The 14,570-nt window shown below is 50.5% G+C and carries 13 protein-coding genes; 1 reads left to right on the forward strand and 12 read right to left on the reverse strand.

The window, feature by feature from the left end:
- Positions 1 to 32: 32 nt before the first annotated feature.
- On the reverse strand, positions 33 to 923 hold the full coding sequence (gene cysM / locus ACGHM3_RS14130; RefSeq protein WP_345415217.1) for a cysteine synthase CysM: 891 nt from the start codon (positions 921 to 923) through the stop codon (positions 33 to 35).
- Between the two features lie 315 nt (positions 924 to 1,238).
- On the opposite strand from cysM, the gene ACGHM3_RS14135 reads away from it, so the two are divergent.
- Positions 1,239 to 4,094 carry a response regulator gene (locus ACGHM3_RS14135; RefSeq protein ID WP_345415214.1) on the forward strand — a complete coding sequence of 952 codons (2,856 nt, stop codon included), beginning with the start codon at positions 1,239 to 1,241 and terminating at the stop codon, positions 4,092 to 4,094.
- 5 nt (positions 4,095 to 4,099) lie between these two features.
- On the opposite strand, the gene recO is transcribed toward ACGHM3_RS14135, so the two are convergent.
- From recO to rpoE, 11 genes are all read right to left on the reverse strand, one after another.
- On the reverse strand, positions 4,100 to 4,816 hold the full coding sequence (gene recO, locus ACGHM3_RS14140; protein WP_345415211.1) for a DNA repair protein RecO: 717 nt from the start codon (positions 4,814 to 4,816) through the stop codon (positions 4,100 to 4,102).
- Positions 4,817 to 4,849: 33 nt separating this feature from the next.
- Positions 4,850 to 5,752, reverse strand: a complete 903-nt coding sequence (gene era / locus ACGHM3_RS14145) for a GTPase Era (protein ID WP_345415208.1) — start codon at positions 5,750 to 5,752, stop codon at positions 4,850 to 4,852.
- A complete protein-coding gene (gene rnc / locus ACGHM3_RS14150) occupies positions 5,745 to 6,431 on the reverse strand; it encodes a ribonuclease III (RefSeq protein ID WP_345415205.1) in 687 nt (228 codons plus the stop codon). The genes era and rnc overlap by 8 nt, the downstream gene beginning before the upstream one ends.
- A complete protein-coding gene (locus ACGHM3_RS14155) occupies positions 6,424 to 6,846 on the reverse strand; it encodes a DUF4845 domain-containing protein (protein WP_345415202.1) in 423 nt (140 codons plus the stop codon). Before ACGHM3_RS14155 ends, rnc begins: the two co-directional genes overlap by 8 nt.
- 62 nt (positions 6,847 to 6,908) lie before the next feature.
- Positions 6,909 to 7,745: a signal peptidase I gene (gene lepB, locus ACGHM3_RS14160; RefSeq protein ID WP_345415198.1), complete on the reverse strand. Its 837-nt coding sequence runs from the start codon at positions 7,743 to 7,745 to the stop codon at positions 6,909 to 6,911.
- 43 nt (positions 7,746 to 7,788) lie between these two features.
- Positions 7,789 to 9,588 (reverse strand): translation elongation factor 4, encoded by a 1,800-nt coding sequence (gene lepA / locus ACGHM3_RS14165; protein ID WP_345415195.1) that lies wholly within the window; start codon positions 9,586 to 9,588, stop codon positions 7,789 to 7,791.
- 295 nt (positions 9,589 to 9,883) lie between these two features.
- Positions 9,884 to 11,278 carry a DegQ family serine endoprotease gene (locus tag ACGHM3_RS14170; protein ID WP_345415192.1) on the reverse strand — a complete coding sequence of 465 codons (1,395 nt, stop codon included), beginning with the start codon at positions 11,276 to 11,278 and terminating at the stop codon, positions 9,884 to 9,886.
- Positions 11,279 to 11,362: 84 nt separating this feature from the next.
- Positions 11,363 to 11,803 (reverse strand): SoxR reducing system RseC family protein, encoded by a 441-nt coding sequence (locus tag ACGHM3_RS14175; protein WP_345415189.1) that lies wholly within the window; start codon positions 11,801 to 11,803, stop codon positions 11,363 to 11,365.
- A 35-nt stretch (positions 11,804 to 11,838) separates the two neighbouring features.
- Positions 11,839 to 12,774 (reverse strand): MucB/RseB C-terminal domain-containing protein, encoded by a 936-nt coding sequence (locus tag ACGHM3_RS14180; RefSeq protein ID WP_345415186.1) that lies wholly within the window; start codon positions 12,772 to 12,774, stop codon positions 11,839 to 11,841.
- A gap of 149 nt (positions 12,775 to 12,923) precedes the next feature.
- Positions 12,924 to 13,643 carry a sigma-E factor negative regulatory protein gene (locus ACGHM3_RS14185; protein ID WP_345415184.1) on the reverse strand — a complete coding sequence of 240 codons (720 nt, stop codon included), beginning with the start codon at positions 13,641 to 13,643 and terminating at the stop codon, positions 12,924 to 12,926.
- Positions 13,644 to 13,845: 202 nt separating this feature from the next.
- A complete protein-coding gene (gene rpoE / locus ACGHM3_RS14190) occupies positions 13,846 to 14,430 on the reverse strand; it encodes an RNA polymerase sigma factor RpoE (RefSeq protein WP_345415181.1) in 585 nt (194 codons plus the stop codon).
- Positions 14,431 to 14,570 lie beyond the last annotated feature (140 nt).

Consider the following 14,570-nt stretch of genomic DNA (forward strand, 5'->3'; position numbering starts at 1 on the left):
CACCGAAACGTGCTCGCGGCAGATAACCGATGCTAGGCATCAAACACACCAGACGACAAGTAACGATCACCGCGATCACACACAATGGCAACAATCACCGCGTTTTCCACGGTTTTTGATAGTTCTAGGGCACCGGCAATGGCTCCGCCGGAAGAAACACCGCAGAAGATGCCTTCCTGTCGCGCCAATGCGCGCATGGTTTGCTCCGCTTGGTCTTGTCCCATATTGATCACCTTATCCACCCGTTGGGCATCGTAGATTTTGGGCAGATATTCCTGCGGCCAGCGGCGAATGCCGGGTATGGCCGCGCCATCGTCGGGCTGCAGGCCGATGATTTGAATATTCGGATTTTGCTCTTTGAGATAGGCAGAGGTACCCATAATGGTGCCGGTGGTGCCCATGGAGCTTACAAAGTGGGTGACGGTGCCGCTGGTTTGCTGCCATATCTCAGGCCCAGTGGTTAAATAGTGAGCCCTGGGGTTATCACCATTGCCAAACTGATCCAATACTCTTCCCCTACCCTCCGACTGCATTTGCAAAGCGAGGTCACGGGCGCCCTCCATGCCAGCCTCTCTCGACACTAGAATGAGCTCAGCGCCGTAGGCCGTCATGGCGGCTTTACGTTCGGCGGTGGCGTTGTCCGGCATAATTAGAATCATATTAATGCCTTTAATGGCGGCCGCCATGGCCAGAGCAATTCCGGTGTTGCCGCTAGTCGCCTCTATTAGGGTATCCCCAGGTTTGACGTCGCCGCGGGCAATGGCCTGGCTCACCATGGATAGGGCCGGCCTATCCTTAACCGAGCCAGCAGGGTTGTTACCTTCCAATTTGGCCAATATTGTGTTGCTGGTATTACCGGGTAAACGCTGCAACTTAACAAGTGGTGTATTGCCCACAACGGTTTCGATGGTTGGAAAGTCCATGATGTACCTTGATTTACTCTATAAAAGTCCGACTACGACCAGTTACCCGGTATTGTACCCCAACCGGGTTTCAACGTGCCCCGGGGTTTCGAATTTTTGCACCATGGCCCCAAGCGGCGCTGTATGCGAGACGGGCCAACAACCTGGCTTAAAAACCCAGCGACGAGAACTGATTACCGTGCATTTTATCAGCGTCAAAGCGATAATAACGAACATAACAGCGCTGCTGCAGCGCAAATTGCGGATTGCTATCACGTTTGATTCGCCAACCGCGGTTACACTAAATGATTTTTGAATTACACGGTTTACCCTTGAATGTACTTTAGACACGTACAACTGCTGCAAAGAAAACTGTCACTGTTGCCGTTATTTGCAACCTCCGCCGCATTGGGTGTGGCGCTATCGTTGTTTTGCTACACAGAGACTAAGGATCAGGTTGGGCAACAATTTTTAAATATCACGGCCATGGCCGCTGAAATGAGCTCAGACGCCATTCAGAATCGTTCAATCGTTGATCTGGAGAGTACCCTCAGCGCACTTATTCAGCATCGCCACATTAAAAGCGTTCGTTTAACCGATAAAGACCAGAACATCATTGGGCACCTGGGCCAAGGCTTTCTGATCAAAATGCCGGAGCCGGAATGGTTCAACAATGATGTCAACCAATCCAGCGACAGCCACCTCAATATTCGCCGTGTGGTGCACCCGGTACTGAGCCGAGATCACAGCGCAGTGGTAGGCTGGGTGGAATTGGCCTTTGATAGCACGGCCGCAAAATTCGCCTATATGGATATGCTGATTGGCATCGCCATTTTATCGTTGTTGTTGCCCTCGGTGGTTGCGCTCTATCTGCAGGACCGGCTGTCGAAGATGCGCGACGACATCAACAATTTAGAGCAAGGCATAGATATCATCAGCGAAGGCGACTACACCCATACCATTGAAGTCTCCGCTGACAGTACCATTTCGCCCTTGGTGAAAGATCTCAATGCGATGTCCCAAGCGGTGCGTAAAAAGCAAATTGAGATGAAACGCAACATCGAATTTAATATTGATGAACTGCGAGAAACCATGGAAACCATCGAGATCCAAAATATTGAGTTGGACTTGGCTCGCAAGCGAGCGCTCGAGGCGAGCCGTGCCAAGTCCGAATTTTTGGCCAACGCCAGCCACGAATTCCGAACACCTCTCAACGGAATTATTGGTTTTACCCAGCTATTGTTAAAAGCCGACATCAGCGAAACGCAGCAGGAATTTTTGCGCACCATAGAAACCTCTGCCCAAGGTCTATTAACCATCATCAACGACATTCTCGATGTGTCGCACATTGAATCTGGCACGGTCAACTTAGATTACATTCCAATGCGGCTAGAAACCGTGATAGAAGAAACCACGCAAATTTTGGCTCCCACAGCTTTTGACAATAACCTTGAGCTGGTGTCGATGATTGATTCCGACCTACCGCAAGAACTCATCTCCGACCCTCTGCGCCTAAAACAGATTCTCACCAATCTCATTACCAACGCAATTAAATACGCTAAAGGCCACAACATTGTTCTGAATGTAACGCGGGAGAAAAGCGGCGAAGTAAAACCAAAATCCGCTAAATCGATCATCTATCGATTTGCCATTGAGGGCATCGCTCCAGATGCGCAAATGGACACCGGCTTTGCCCTAAAAGATTTGGGTAAAACAGACCAAGACGGTACCCGTTCCTTGGCGGACAACGGCTTTGGCTTTGCTATTTCAGAAGGGCTTATCAAAGCATTAGACGGTGTGTTAGGTATTGAGCAGGCTATCGATCATCAAGTGCTTTGGTTTGAGGTACCGCTGGATCAAGGCCAAAAAAGCAAGCCCTATGTGGAGAAAGCACTCACCGGGCTTTCGGTAGTGGTATGTTGTGAGAATAGCGAGTTGACGAGTCAGGTGAAACAAATTACCGCAGACTGGAAGCTGAATTTACTGGAATTAAGTAATCCCATGGAGATTCTGCCGGCGGTGCAACGTGCCACCCAAACCGGAAAATTCCAGCAGCTGTTAGTAATGGACGTACCGGTAGAAGAAAGTAAAACCACTGCCACCAGCTTTTTAGACCAACTCACCTATCAGCTAAACAGCGATTTCCATTGTAAAACCATCCTACTGACCACGCCGGCAAAACAAAGAGAATTAATCGAGGCTGAAATTAACCGAGCTGTGGCGTTTTCGGCCAAGCCGCTGATTCGTAATAGGCTTTACAAGGCTATCTGTACCCATCTCAATATTTACAAAAACGTTTACAGCTCGGCAAAAGTGCAGCTGCTGAAAAACCCGGCCAACAAACCTAAGATATTGGCGGTGGACGACAACCCAGCCAACCTGATGTTGGTGCGCGAGTTTTTAGTTAACCTGGGGGCAGAAACCACCACCGCTGCCAACGGCGAAGACGCCATCAAAGAGTGTGACAAAAACGTTTTTGATCTTATCTTTATGGACATACAAATGCCGGGCATCGACGGCATAGAAACCACCAAAGAGATACGCAAACGGGCGCCCAAGGGTAAACGAACACCGGTGGTAGCATTGACTGCTCACGCGGTTAACGACCGTAAGTCTGAACTGTTATTAGCAGGGCTTGACGATTATTTGAGCAAACCCATAACAGAAGAGCAACTGGCACATGTGATACAACGCTGGTGCACCAATCTTGCTCCACAACAAGTACTGGCCAAGACAACCACTACTGCCAACACCCATGATGAGCTAACCGCCCTAACGGCACCGGCCAGCCTCCTAGGCGCAAAATCCGTTAAGCCTTCCGAGCCCGCCAGCATGCAGGTCAAGAAACCCGTGGATATTGGTATGTGTCTTAATTTGGCAGGAGAAAAGCCGGATCTCGCCCGGGACATGCTCACCATGCTGATAGAGGGGTTGCCACAAAACCTGTCGCAAATCGACGAGGCTGTACAAACCCAAGACTACATCAGGCTCGAAGATGTTGTGCACCGGCTGCGTGGCGGCGCCAGGTGCACTGGCACGCCCAAGCTTGCAGATACCGCCAGCAAGTTGGACCAACTATTATTCAATAAACAATACGATGAGATTTTTCCGCCATTAAGCGCCTTGATTGACACCATAGAGGAGCTTATCGCCTGGTCTGACGAATACGACATCGATTCTCTGTTTGAATAATCAGATCACGTTGATGAAGGAGGCATCGTGGCCAAATACAAACTGCGGCTATGCAGCGGCTTGGGGCCGAGCAACGAATCCAGAATCGAACGATTAACGCGTTTTAAAATAGCTAACTGATCGGTTTGCCAATTGCCCTGGGCAATGGCAGCCAGCAAATGCCCAGGAATATCGCCTTGATACGGATCGGCAACAAAGCCCACATTGAGTAAAAATCCGTAACGTGCATTCGCCGCAATTACTGCACCGGTCTGGCCGTCACGAGTGTAGTCAACGCCGTAACCAAGCTCGTCTAGTAGGCGCAATTCGAAACGCCGCAGACTAGCCAACTCCGATAGGTCATCGGCGGCTTGGGCTAGGTCACCCAACGCTCTCATATAACCGGCAAATAGGGCCGGTGCAGGCTCCTCTGGTTGCAACAAGCGATAGAGCAGTTCGTTTAGATATAACCCGGAATAGAGTCGTTTGCCTTTAAGCTGCGTCGACATTCCTGCCAGCTCGGAATTACGCAATGTTTTTAGCTGGGAATTGCCAGACCAAGTTACCTGCATCGGTGCAAACGGTTGATAGATAGAGCGCTTTTTTTGCGAACGCCGAGCGCCCCTGACCACCACAGAAACGCGGCCGTAATTGGCGGTAAGAAAATCGACTAAGAGGCTGGTTTCTCGGTAAGGCCGAGAGTGGATTACGTAGGCTGGCTGAAAGTTATCTTTGGGATTCACGCCCTACCCGCCCTGTTAAGAATCCGGACTGAATTAAGCGCCGAAATCGCTATCGTCATAACCCAAGCTTCGCAGAGCACGCTCGTCGTCAGACCAACCGGATTTTACTTTCACCCAAAGATTTAACATCACTTTGTTATCAAACATAGTTTCCATATCTTCGCGGGATTGCTGACCGATCTGTTTTATTTTTTCGCCCTTGACTCCAATTAGGATTTTCTTTTGACCTTTACGCTCTACCAGAATGAGAGCGCTGATGTGTAGCACACCAGCATCAAACGAAAACTCCTCTATTTCCACCGTCATCTGATACGGCAGCTCTTCACCCAATTGACGGGTAATCTTTTCGCGTACAATTTCCGCGGCCAAAAAACGGCTGCTGCGATCGGTGATCTGGTCTTCGGGGAAGAAAAATTCACCTTCAGGCAAATATGATTCAATGACGGAAAGGAGTCGGTCCAAGTTATTATTGCGCAACGCCGAGATGGGAATAATATCCTTGCATTCCACATCGTCGCTGAGCGCTTTCAGATGGGGTAACAAGGAGTCTTTGTCTTCAATTTGGTCGATTTTATTAACTACCAACACCACCGGTGCACCGGATTGGGCGATACGATTGGCGATCCACTGGTCTTCTTCCGTCCAGTGATTTTTATCCACCAAAAATAAAACCAAATCGACATCTTTATAGGCGTTAGTGGCCGAGCGATTCATGTAGCGGTTAAGGGCTTTGTCCTGCCCGCGGTGCAAGCCAGGCGTATCTACAAACATAGCCTGCACGTCACCCTCTGTATAAATACCAAGTAGGTTGTGCCGGGTGGTTTGCGGCTTACGAGAAGTAATACTGAGTTTTTGCCCCAATATGTGATTCAACAATGTAGACTTGCCAACATTGGGCCGGCCAACAATGGCTACATAACCGCAGCGCTTAGTCATTATTCCCCCTAATGGCCTCAATGGCTTGTGCCGCAGCTTGTTTCTCGGCTTGTTTTCGATTTCTGGCGGTTGCCTGAAAAGGCGTTGCAATGCCTGGCACCATACAGCTCACTGTGATTGACTGATTGTGAGCCTGCCCGTCCACCTGAATGATGTCGTACTCGGGTAACACTTCGCCGCGAGCTTGCAGCATCTCTTGCAGTTGTGTCTTGGCGTCCTTTAAGGGTTTATCTAGCTGCAGTTTTTGCAAGCGGCCGGCGTACCAATTCAACACAACCTGGGTGCAGGCCTCAAAGCCAGACTCAAGATAAACACCGCCAATCAAGGATTCAACCGCATCGGCCAGGATAGACTCTCGCTCTCTGCCGCCGGATTTAAGCTCGCCCTCGCCCATAATCAGGCAGGGGCCAATATCCAGCTCTTGGGCAATAAGAGCAAGCGTATCGCCCTTAACCAAAGATGCGCGCAAGCGCGTCAACTGCCCTTCGGCAGCGGTTGGGAATTGTTCGAATAATTTGTGGCCGATCACCGCACCCAGCACGGAGTCACCTAAGAACTCAAGGCGCTCGTTATTGGGTGAGCCAAAGCTGCGATGGGTTAACGCGCGCTTGAGCAGTTTAGAGTCGGAAAATTGATAACCCAGACGGGCTTCTAGGGCTTGATGTAGAGGGTTAGTCATCACTCGGCGAGCAACATTTATTGGGGAATTTACTGTTTAACTGTTTTTTAAAGCTCAGCACGACGTCGATGTTATAAAACATGGGGATGCGCTTTTCGTAATCCATATCAATAACCACTTGGCCGTCTTTACGGGTAATGGTAGTGCTTTTATCGACTTCCGAACTGACGTTGTTGACCCGATAAAAAGACCGCAATCGGGTTTGAATTTCTCGGTTGGTGAGCGATTCAACGCCTTCGGTCATTTCGCCCATGGCACGCAGCTCGCCGTCGATGGTCATGCTTTCTGTGTAGTGCGGTATCAATTTAAACAACTGAAACACCACCGAGCCGACGATAGCCACAACGATAAGCCAAGCCACCATACCAGCGCCGGCCTGCCGAGAGAGTTTGGATGACGATGCGTATTGAGTCATTGCGGTTTCCTATACGGTCTTTTTAGGGCCACACTCGACACTGGCGGAGAACAGCCCTGGCACTACTCAATAGCGCCAACATTCTTAAAGCTGGGCAGACTGAGCATTTCTTCCCAGTGCATCCAAATCGCAACGGCTTTGCCAACAATGTTTTCTTCTGGCACAAAGCCCCACACGCGACTGTCCGAACTGTTGTCACGATTGTCGCCCATCATAAAGTAATGGCCTTCAGGCACCTTCCAAGTTTGCGGCCCATCACCCATGCCACGGCGCGTCAACTTGCGCATATCGTGGGGTTCGCCATCCAATGTTTCGGTCATTACATCGTATAACAATAGACCATCGGCAACTTGTTCAAGCAGCTGCTGAGGTTGTTTTTCACCGTTCACGAATAAAACGTTGTTATCCAGCATAATGGTATCACCGGGCAGGCCAATCACACGCTTGATGTAATATTGTTTCTTGTGCGGCGGAAAAAACACCATAACGTCGCCTCGTTTGGGCTCGGAGACATCAAAAACCTTAGTTCTGATAACTGGCAATCGGATACCATAGGTGTATTTATTTACCAGAATGAAATCACCCACCTCTAACGTCGGCACCATGGATTCTGAAGGAATCTGGAAAGGCTCGTACAAGAACGAGCGCAGTACTAACACCACAAACAAGATCGGGAAAAACGACTTGGCGTATTCTACTAGCACTGGCTCTTGCTCAACCTGGGCTAAGGCAGAACGATAGGCGGTATCTTCTTCTTTGTTGGCCACCGATTGAAACTGTTCATCGACGGCGGCGACAGCGGATTTTCTTGGGCCGGCCAATACCAATAAATCAAACAGCCAAATCACACCGCTGACGAATACCAAAATCACGAGAATTAAGGGGAAGTTTATATCCATATCTGAAACAGCTATCTCTTTAGGTTCATCGTAGGTGTGTTATTTAGGAATCGACTTTCAGCACAGCTAAAAACGCTTCCTGTGGTATCTCAACACGGCCTACTTGCTTCATGCGCTTCTTACCAGCTTTTTGCTTTTCAAGTAGCTTCTTCTTACGGGTGACATCGCCACCGTAACACTTGGCCGTTACGTTTTTGCGCAGAGCCTTTACGGTGGAACGAGCCACAATTTGGCCACCTATAGCCGCCTGAATTGCCACATCGAACATTTGCCGTGGTATCAGTTCTTTCATTTTTTCTACCAGAGCACGGCCTTTGTACTGTGCGTTATCACGGTGCACGATGATGGCCAAGGCGTCTACCTTCTCTCCGTTGATAAGGATGTCTAAACGCACTAATTTGGCCGCTTCAAACCGCACAAAGCTATAATCCAAAGAGGCAAAACCACGACTTACAGACTTCAACCGATCAAAGAAATCCATCACGACTTCATTCATAGGTATGTCATAGCGCACCGACACCTGCGCCCCCATGTATTGTAGATCTTTCTGCACCCCACGTTTCTCAACGCACAGGGTAATTACAGATCCAAGATGCTCTTGCGGCACCAAAATACTGGCCTCGCAAATAGGCTCTCGCATCTCATCGATTAAGCCGGTGTCTGGCAACTTAGACGGGTTATCCACGTAAACGGTTTCACCGTCATTTTGCACCACTTCATAAACCACCGTTGGTGCGGTGGTGATCAAATCCAGGTCGTACTCTCGCTCTAGCCGCTCCTGAATGATTTCCATGTGCAGCATGCCGAGAAAGCCACAGCGGAAGCCAAAACCGAGGGCGTCTGAACTCTCAGGCTCATAGAACAGAGAAGCATCGTTGAGGGTGAGCTTGGCCAGGGCGTCGCGGAAATTCTCGTAGTCATCAGAGGACACGGTGAACATGCCAGCGTAGACCTGTGGTTTGATCTTCTGGAAACCAGGCAGAGATTCAACATCCGGGCTGTTAGCGTGGGTCAGGGTATCGCCCACCGGCGCTCCTTGAATGTCTTTGATACCGGCAACAACAAAGCCCACCTCACCGGCTTTAAGGCACTTGGTTTCATGGCGTTTGGGAGTAAAGATACCCACGCTATCCACCACGTGGGACCTTTTGATGGACTTCGCGATGATTTTGTCTTTAACCGACAAGGTACCCTGCTTAACCCGCACAAGGGACACGACGCCTAGGTAGTTGTCGAACCAGGAATCAATAATCAACGCTTGCAAGGGCGCATCCACATTCCCCACTGGTGGCGGCACTTTGAGAACCAATTGTTCCAGCACCTCATTGATGCCAAGCCCTGATTTGGCACTGCAATGCACAGCATCAGTGGCATCAATACCAATAATATCTTCGATTTCCTGCGCCACTCGCTCGGGTTCCGCCTGGGGCAGGTCCATCTTGTTGAGTACTGGAATAACCTCTAAGCCTTGCTCAACCGCGGTATAGCAATTGGCAACGGACTGCGCCTCAACCCCCTGAGCGGCATCCACCACCAGCAAAGCACCTTCGCAGGCTGCCAGAGATCGAGAAACTTCATAGGTGAAATCCACGTGCCCGGGGGTATCAATAAAGTTGAGCTGATAGGTTTTACCATCGCTGGCTGTGTAGTTGAGCGTCACGCTTTGGGCTTTAATAGTAATGCCACGTTCACGCTCGATATCCATGGAATCCAGCACCTGGGCCGCCATTTCACGTTCACTGAGGCCGCCGCAAACCTGGATAAAACGATCAGCAATGGTGGATTTGCCGTGGTCGATATGAGCAATAATGGAGAAGTTACGTATGTGGCTTAGATCTGTCACAGTGTCTATAAACTACCGCTAATGTGTGTGGGTACTAGTACAGATAATCTTACGCGGCGACTAACAAGCCGTATCAGCGGTTGGTTCGCTACGGGAGACTGGGGACGCCCCTAAACTGGGTTTCTGGGGTGCATCTGGCGTGTACTAGGTGCAAAATAAGCGCGAAGTCTACAGCATTTGGCAACGGGGGGCTATCCTGCTGAAAGGCCTATTGCTACGCGGTATAGCGCCGTGGCTTGGGCCGGAGCACCGCCAGAAACCTCGGGTCTCTGAACGGGCTCCATTCGGCTAAACGCTATTTGGGGGTAGCGATGGTTCTGAAGATGGGCTGGCCTTGGCGCACAAAGCGGATAGGCAGCAGGCTATCTTTTGGCAACTGCTGAACAACTTTGTCGTAGTCAGCCACACTGTTGACGGCGTTAAAACCAATCTGAGTGATCACATCACCGGCTTGCAAGCCAGCATCGTCTGCTGGTCCGTCTGGCGATATCGATACCACCAACACGCCCGCATCAACGCCAAGCTCTTCCTTGACGTCTTTATCCAAGGATTCCACGGCCATACCAAGGCGACCACCGTCGGTGGCTGACTTGCCGCCGTTGCTGGCAGCAATTGCCCCGCCACGGCTTTCCAGGGTTGCCACGGTTACGCTCAGTGTTTTCTCTTTGCCTTCACGCATCACCTCAACCGGCACTTTACTGCCCGGTTCAGTGGAGCCCACCACGTGGGGTAAATCTGAAGATTGGGCAATGCGCTGACCGTTAAACTCGACAATAATATCGCCCACTTCAAGATCGGACTTGTCAGCCGGGCTACCGGACTCAATGCGCGCTACTAATGCGCCTCCAGGCTTGCGAAGACCAAACGATTGAGCCAGGTCTTTGTCCACCTCTTGAATCATCACGCCCAACCAGCCGCGGTCGACGCGCCCTTTGTCTTTCAATTGTTTTACAACATCGATGGCAACGTTGGCAGGAATGGCAAAGGATAAACCGATGGAGCCACCACTGCGGGTATAAATTTGCGAGTTGATACCGATTACCTCGCCATCCAAGTTAAACAATGGGCCGCCTGAATTACCAGGGTTGATGGCAACGTCGGTTTGGATAAACGGAACGTAATTTTCGTTGTTTTCAGTGGGTATGCTGCGACCAATGGCACTCACTATGCCGGCACTGGCAGAGAAATCTAGGCCAAACGGCGCGCCAATGGCCAACACCCACTCGCCCACTTGTACGTCTTCTGGGTCCGCAAATTTTAAGTACGGCAGCTTTTTGGCCTCGATTTTCAGCAAGGCCAAATCAGAACGCTCGTCGGTGCCGATAAGCTCAGCTTCAAACTCACGTCGATCCTGCAACCGCACGATAATTTCGTCGGCACCGGAAACCACATGGTTATTAGTGAGCAAATAGCCATCCTCGGACACCAAAAAGCCAGAACCCATGGACTGGGATTGACGATCGGGCATGCTGCGCGGATCTAAGAAGTGGCGGAAAATCTCAGGGATGTTCTGTTGATCTGGCAAAAAGTTGTACTGGTTTGCCTGGGTGTTACGAGTGGTAGTATCGATTTTGACCACGGCGGGTGCCTGGGCCTCAACGATATCCTTAAAATTGGGTAGATTTTGTGCATGGACGGTTACTGAACTCAGTACAGTAACCAGAGTGATAAAAGCTATGCTCAAACGCATAAAGCAATTCCTCCGGCCTACTCACGGACGCACCGTGGTTTAACATCATCGTATATGTGCGGCTTGATTTAGCGGCTTACGCAATCAACCTGCTCTGCCTATAAGTATGGGCTGCAGCGATTGATTTCCAGCCGACTTGGCAAAAAAAGCTCGCACAATGAGCGCACCCAATCCTAAACCAGCAATGCCACTGATCAGCGCCATAAATTCTGCTTCGAACATAGCGGAGCCTAAACCAATGGCAATCATCATTAGCAGCAGCGGAAACAGGTAAATTAACAGTGTCGATTTAACGATAACCTGTTCTGCGATACCTATTTCCACGGCCTGATCCAGCTGGTAGTCAGACGGATGCTGGCCATTAAGACTGACATTTATGTATCCAGGTTCCCTACCAAATTGCGCCAGCACGGCTTGGCCACACCCTTTGCGGGCTGAACACTGTGCACAGGCAGATTTGCGGATGGTTTGCACCCACAAACTCTCGTCTTCGATAGCAACGATACGACCTGTTTCAGTAATCACAAGCAGCCTCCAAACCTAAACGCGGCACACAAACGCTATTGCTTAGCCACCACCGATGTGGCGATTTTTTGCGCCGCTACCTTGGGCACCTCACCCACCACAGACACCTGAAACAATCGATCACCAAGAGCGACTTTATCGAGGTATACAATGGTTGCACCACGCCGGGCCTCCCCCTCCAGGGTTGCTCCCCCCGCGAGGGCACTGACAAACACACTGACTCGGCTTAAACCATCGCTGTAGGAATACATATCGGTACCATTATCCGATTTGACAGAAACCAATTTAAATCCGCTGGGTAGCCAACCCATAACCCAGGGTGATTGCACTGTTTGATCAATGCAACTTCCGGTTAAGGTATGATCGTTTTGGCTAGCCTGTGGTGCCTGCTCCAAAGTTGGGCTAGGGACGGGGGTGAACTCCACAAACTGAAATCGCTCTACCAAACGGTTGCCGCTGACTAACGCCAACAACAAAGGCATGTGAGTTTCTTCGTCAATGGCCAGCCGATAACCGAATCGAAATTCATCCCGCGGCTCAGCCTGAAGCATAAGCGCTTGCCGCCCTGCAATCCGCTCTTTACCCAGCTGGTGGAATTGGTAATGCGCAATCAGGTTGCTTTTATCAAAGGCACTTTGCCGCTGGCCCAAGCCTTCTTCACACGCAGCCAAGCTGGACTGATGCACAATGGGCTTGACCTCACGGCCGGACAAGTGCTCCATGCGCGACGTCACTTCACCATCCACCACCATTTTGGAGACTTTAATTGAGTCGATAACACCGGTGTGCTCATAGGTATAGATACCGGTGTAGCTAACATTGGCGAGGGATTGCTCAACCGTACTTAACAGCGCCAGAGCTTCTGCATCATTCGGTTGTGCATAGCTGCCGGCTGAATTCATCAAAATTACAGCAACCGCCAGCATGTTTAGTAAGTCTGAAAAATAACGTCGTAAACGAGCCAATAACAAATGAACGTACCTTAGCTAATTAAATGAGAGGCGAGTCGAGCCGCATTATAAGGCTAATCACGTCGCCAATGTGCCATTTTTAAGCAACAAAAAAGCCCCTTTCGGGGCTTTTGGGGTGCTTCAGCGCTGAGCGTTGTGTATGGAGACTGCTACTCGGCCTCAGTGGCGATGCGCGGCACGCGCTCAAAGGGCACTACACCTAGCGATTCAGAGCCTACATTGGCGTGCTCAGCCATTAACTGACGAAGAAATTCTTCAACCGCAGGGCTGGCAGCCGGAGATTCCGTACGTGGTACAAATTGTACCGGCACTGCGTTATGTCGGCGCTGCTCAAGGCTGGTTGAATCGGTGCTGACATTACGAACCGCTAAACCAGGCGTACCGTATCCCATGGGCAGGTTAGCAGCGGCGTTGTAATCATCGGCACTCGCAGCATCTGTGGCAGCAAAGCTGGTAGCAGACGCTGGTGCATCATTTTGTACCGTATATTGGTTTACGGCGAATACAGCAACGGCGGCGACCGACGCTGCTATGGCGACTTTACCGGCCTGAGCGAACAAGCTAGACACCACCCCACGCTTAGCACCGAGCGCTGCAGGCGCCTCAGGGGTAGCATTGTGAGCCGGCTCGTCGGCAATGGCTGCGGCGATGGTGCTGCTTAAATCGATACCAGAAAACGCTTGGCGCTCTCCAGCCATAGCCCTGCTGGCAATCTGATAGCGGCTCCAGACGGCACGCACGTCAGCGTCATTCTCAACGTTGTTTAGAACGCGGCGCGCTTCTAACTCGGTCGCTTCACCGTCTAATAGTGCGGAAAGAGACTCACGCAACGATTCATCAAAAACAGTGTTGCCTTCTTGGTTTGCCATAGGTTTACTCTGCATAGACTATAAAATCATAAGTTAAGTGACTGATGCGGATACAGTTTTAGTCGTTCGCTTTACACGTGCATCACGTAGGCTTCGGTTTTTACTTAACTCATCCTGAATGAACTGCCACTTAGGACATAGTGTTCTAACAATGGTTCACGAAAATGTGAAAAAAATTCACTTTTTTTGCAAATTTTTCAATTTAGTCCATCAACGGCCTTATGGCCTTGTCCACCGCTTCCCGAGCCCGGAAAATTCTCGAGCGCACGGTTCCCACCGGGCAATCCATTACCGCAGCGATATCTTCATAACTAAGACCTTCCATTTCGCGTAATGTTAGCGCAGTGCGAAGATCCTCAGGCAATTCAGCAATAGCCTTGTTCACCGCGGCCTGCAGCTCATCCCGAGCCATGGCGCCTTCGGGCGATTCTATGTCGCGCAACGGCTCGCTGCCGTCGTAATAGTCTGCTTCGTCGATGTCGACATCGGAGGCAGGCGGCCTACGGCCACGCGATACCAGATGGTTTTTCGCCGTGTTAATGGCGATACGATACAACCAAGTGTAGAAGGCGCTATCGCCACGAAAGTTACCCAGCGCACGATAGGCCTTTATAAAGGCCTCCTGTACGACGTCGTAGACTTCGGCGTTATCCTTAATATAGCGCCCTACAATCGCGATAATTTTGTGCTGATATTTGAGCACCAACATATCAAAAGCTCGCTTGTCGCCCTTTTGAACTCTCTCTACTAATTGTTGATCGGAATTAGGCGTGGTGTTGCCCGTCATTCAATACTCCAAAATTGCCGTAACGGCGATACACACGTCCCTTTGCTCGGGCAATACCAGGCTGAGACACTGAAACTGGCCTACCGTACCAATAGGCCGGCATATTATCCGCAGCACGCGGGCCAGCTCAAGTCTAAATT

Source organism: Halioxenophilus aromaticivorans (genome assembly GCF_042850945.1).
Taxonomy (GTDB): domain Bacteria; phylum Pseudomonadota; class Gammaproteobacteria; order Pseudomonadales; family Cellvibrionaceae; genus Halioxenophilus; species Halioxenophilus aromaticivorans.

Excerpts from the sequence above, each read along its gene's own strand:
- rnc (WP_345415205.1), bottom strand. The coding sequence starts at position 6,431 with ATGACTAACCCTCTACATCAAGCCCTAGAAGCCCGTCTGGGTTATCAA.
- cysM (WP_345415217.1), bottom strand. The coding sequence starts at position 923 with ATGGACTTTCCAACCATCGAAACCGTTGTGGGCAATACACCACTTGTT.
- ACGHM3_RS14155 (WP_345415202.1), bottom strand. The coding sequence starts at position 6,846 with ATGACTCAATACGCATCGTCATCCAAACTCTCTCGGCAGGCCGGCGCT.
- ACGHM3_RS14170 (WP_345415192.1), bottom strand. The coding sequence starts at position 11,278 with ATGCGTTTGAGCATAGCTTTTATCACTCTGGTTACTGTACTGAGTTCA.
- lepB (WP_345415198.1), bottom strand. The coding sequence starts at position 7,745 with ATGGATATAAACTTCCCCTTAATTCTCGTGATTTTGGTATTCGTCAGC.
- rpoE (WP_345415181.1), bottom strand. The coding sequence starts at position 14,430 with ATGACGGGCAACACCACGCCTAATTCCGATCAACAATTAGTAGAGAGA.
- era (WP_345415208.1), bottom strand. The coding sequence starts at position 5,752 with ATGACTAAGCGCTGCGGTTATGTAGCCATTGTTGGCCGGCCCAATGTT.
- ACGHM3_RS14185 (WP_345415184.1), bottom strand. The coding sequence starts at position 13,643 with ATGGCAAACCAAGAAGGCAACACTGTTTTTGATGAATCGTTGCGTGAG.
- ACGHM3_RS14135 (WP_345415214.1), top strand. The coding sequence starts at position 1,239 with ATGTACTTTAGACACGTACAACTGCTGCAAAGAAAACTGTCACTGTTG.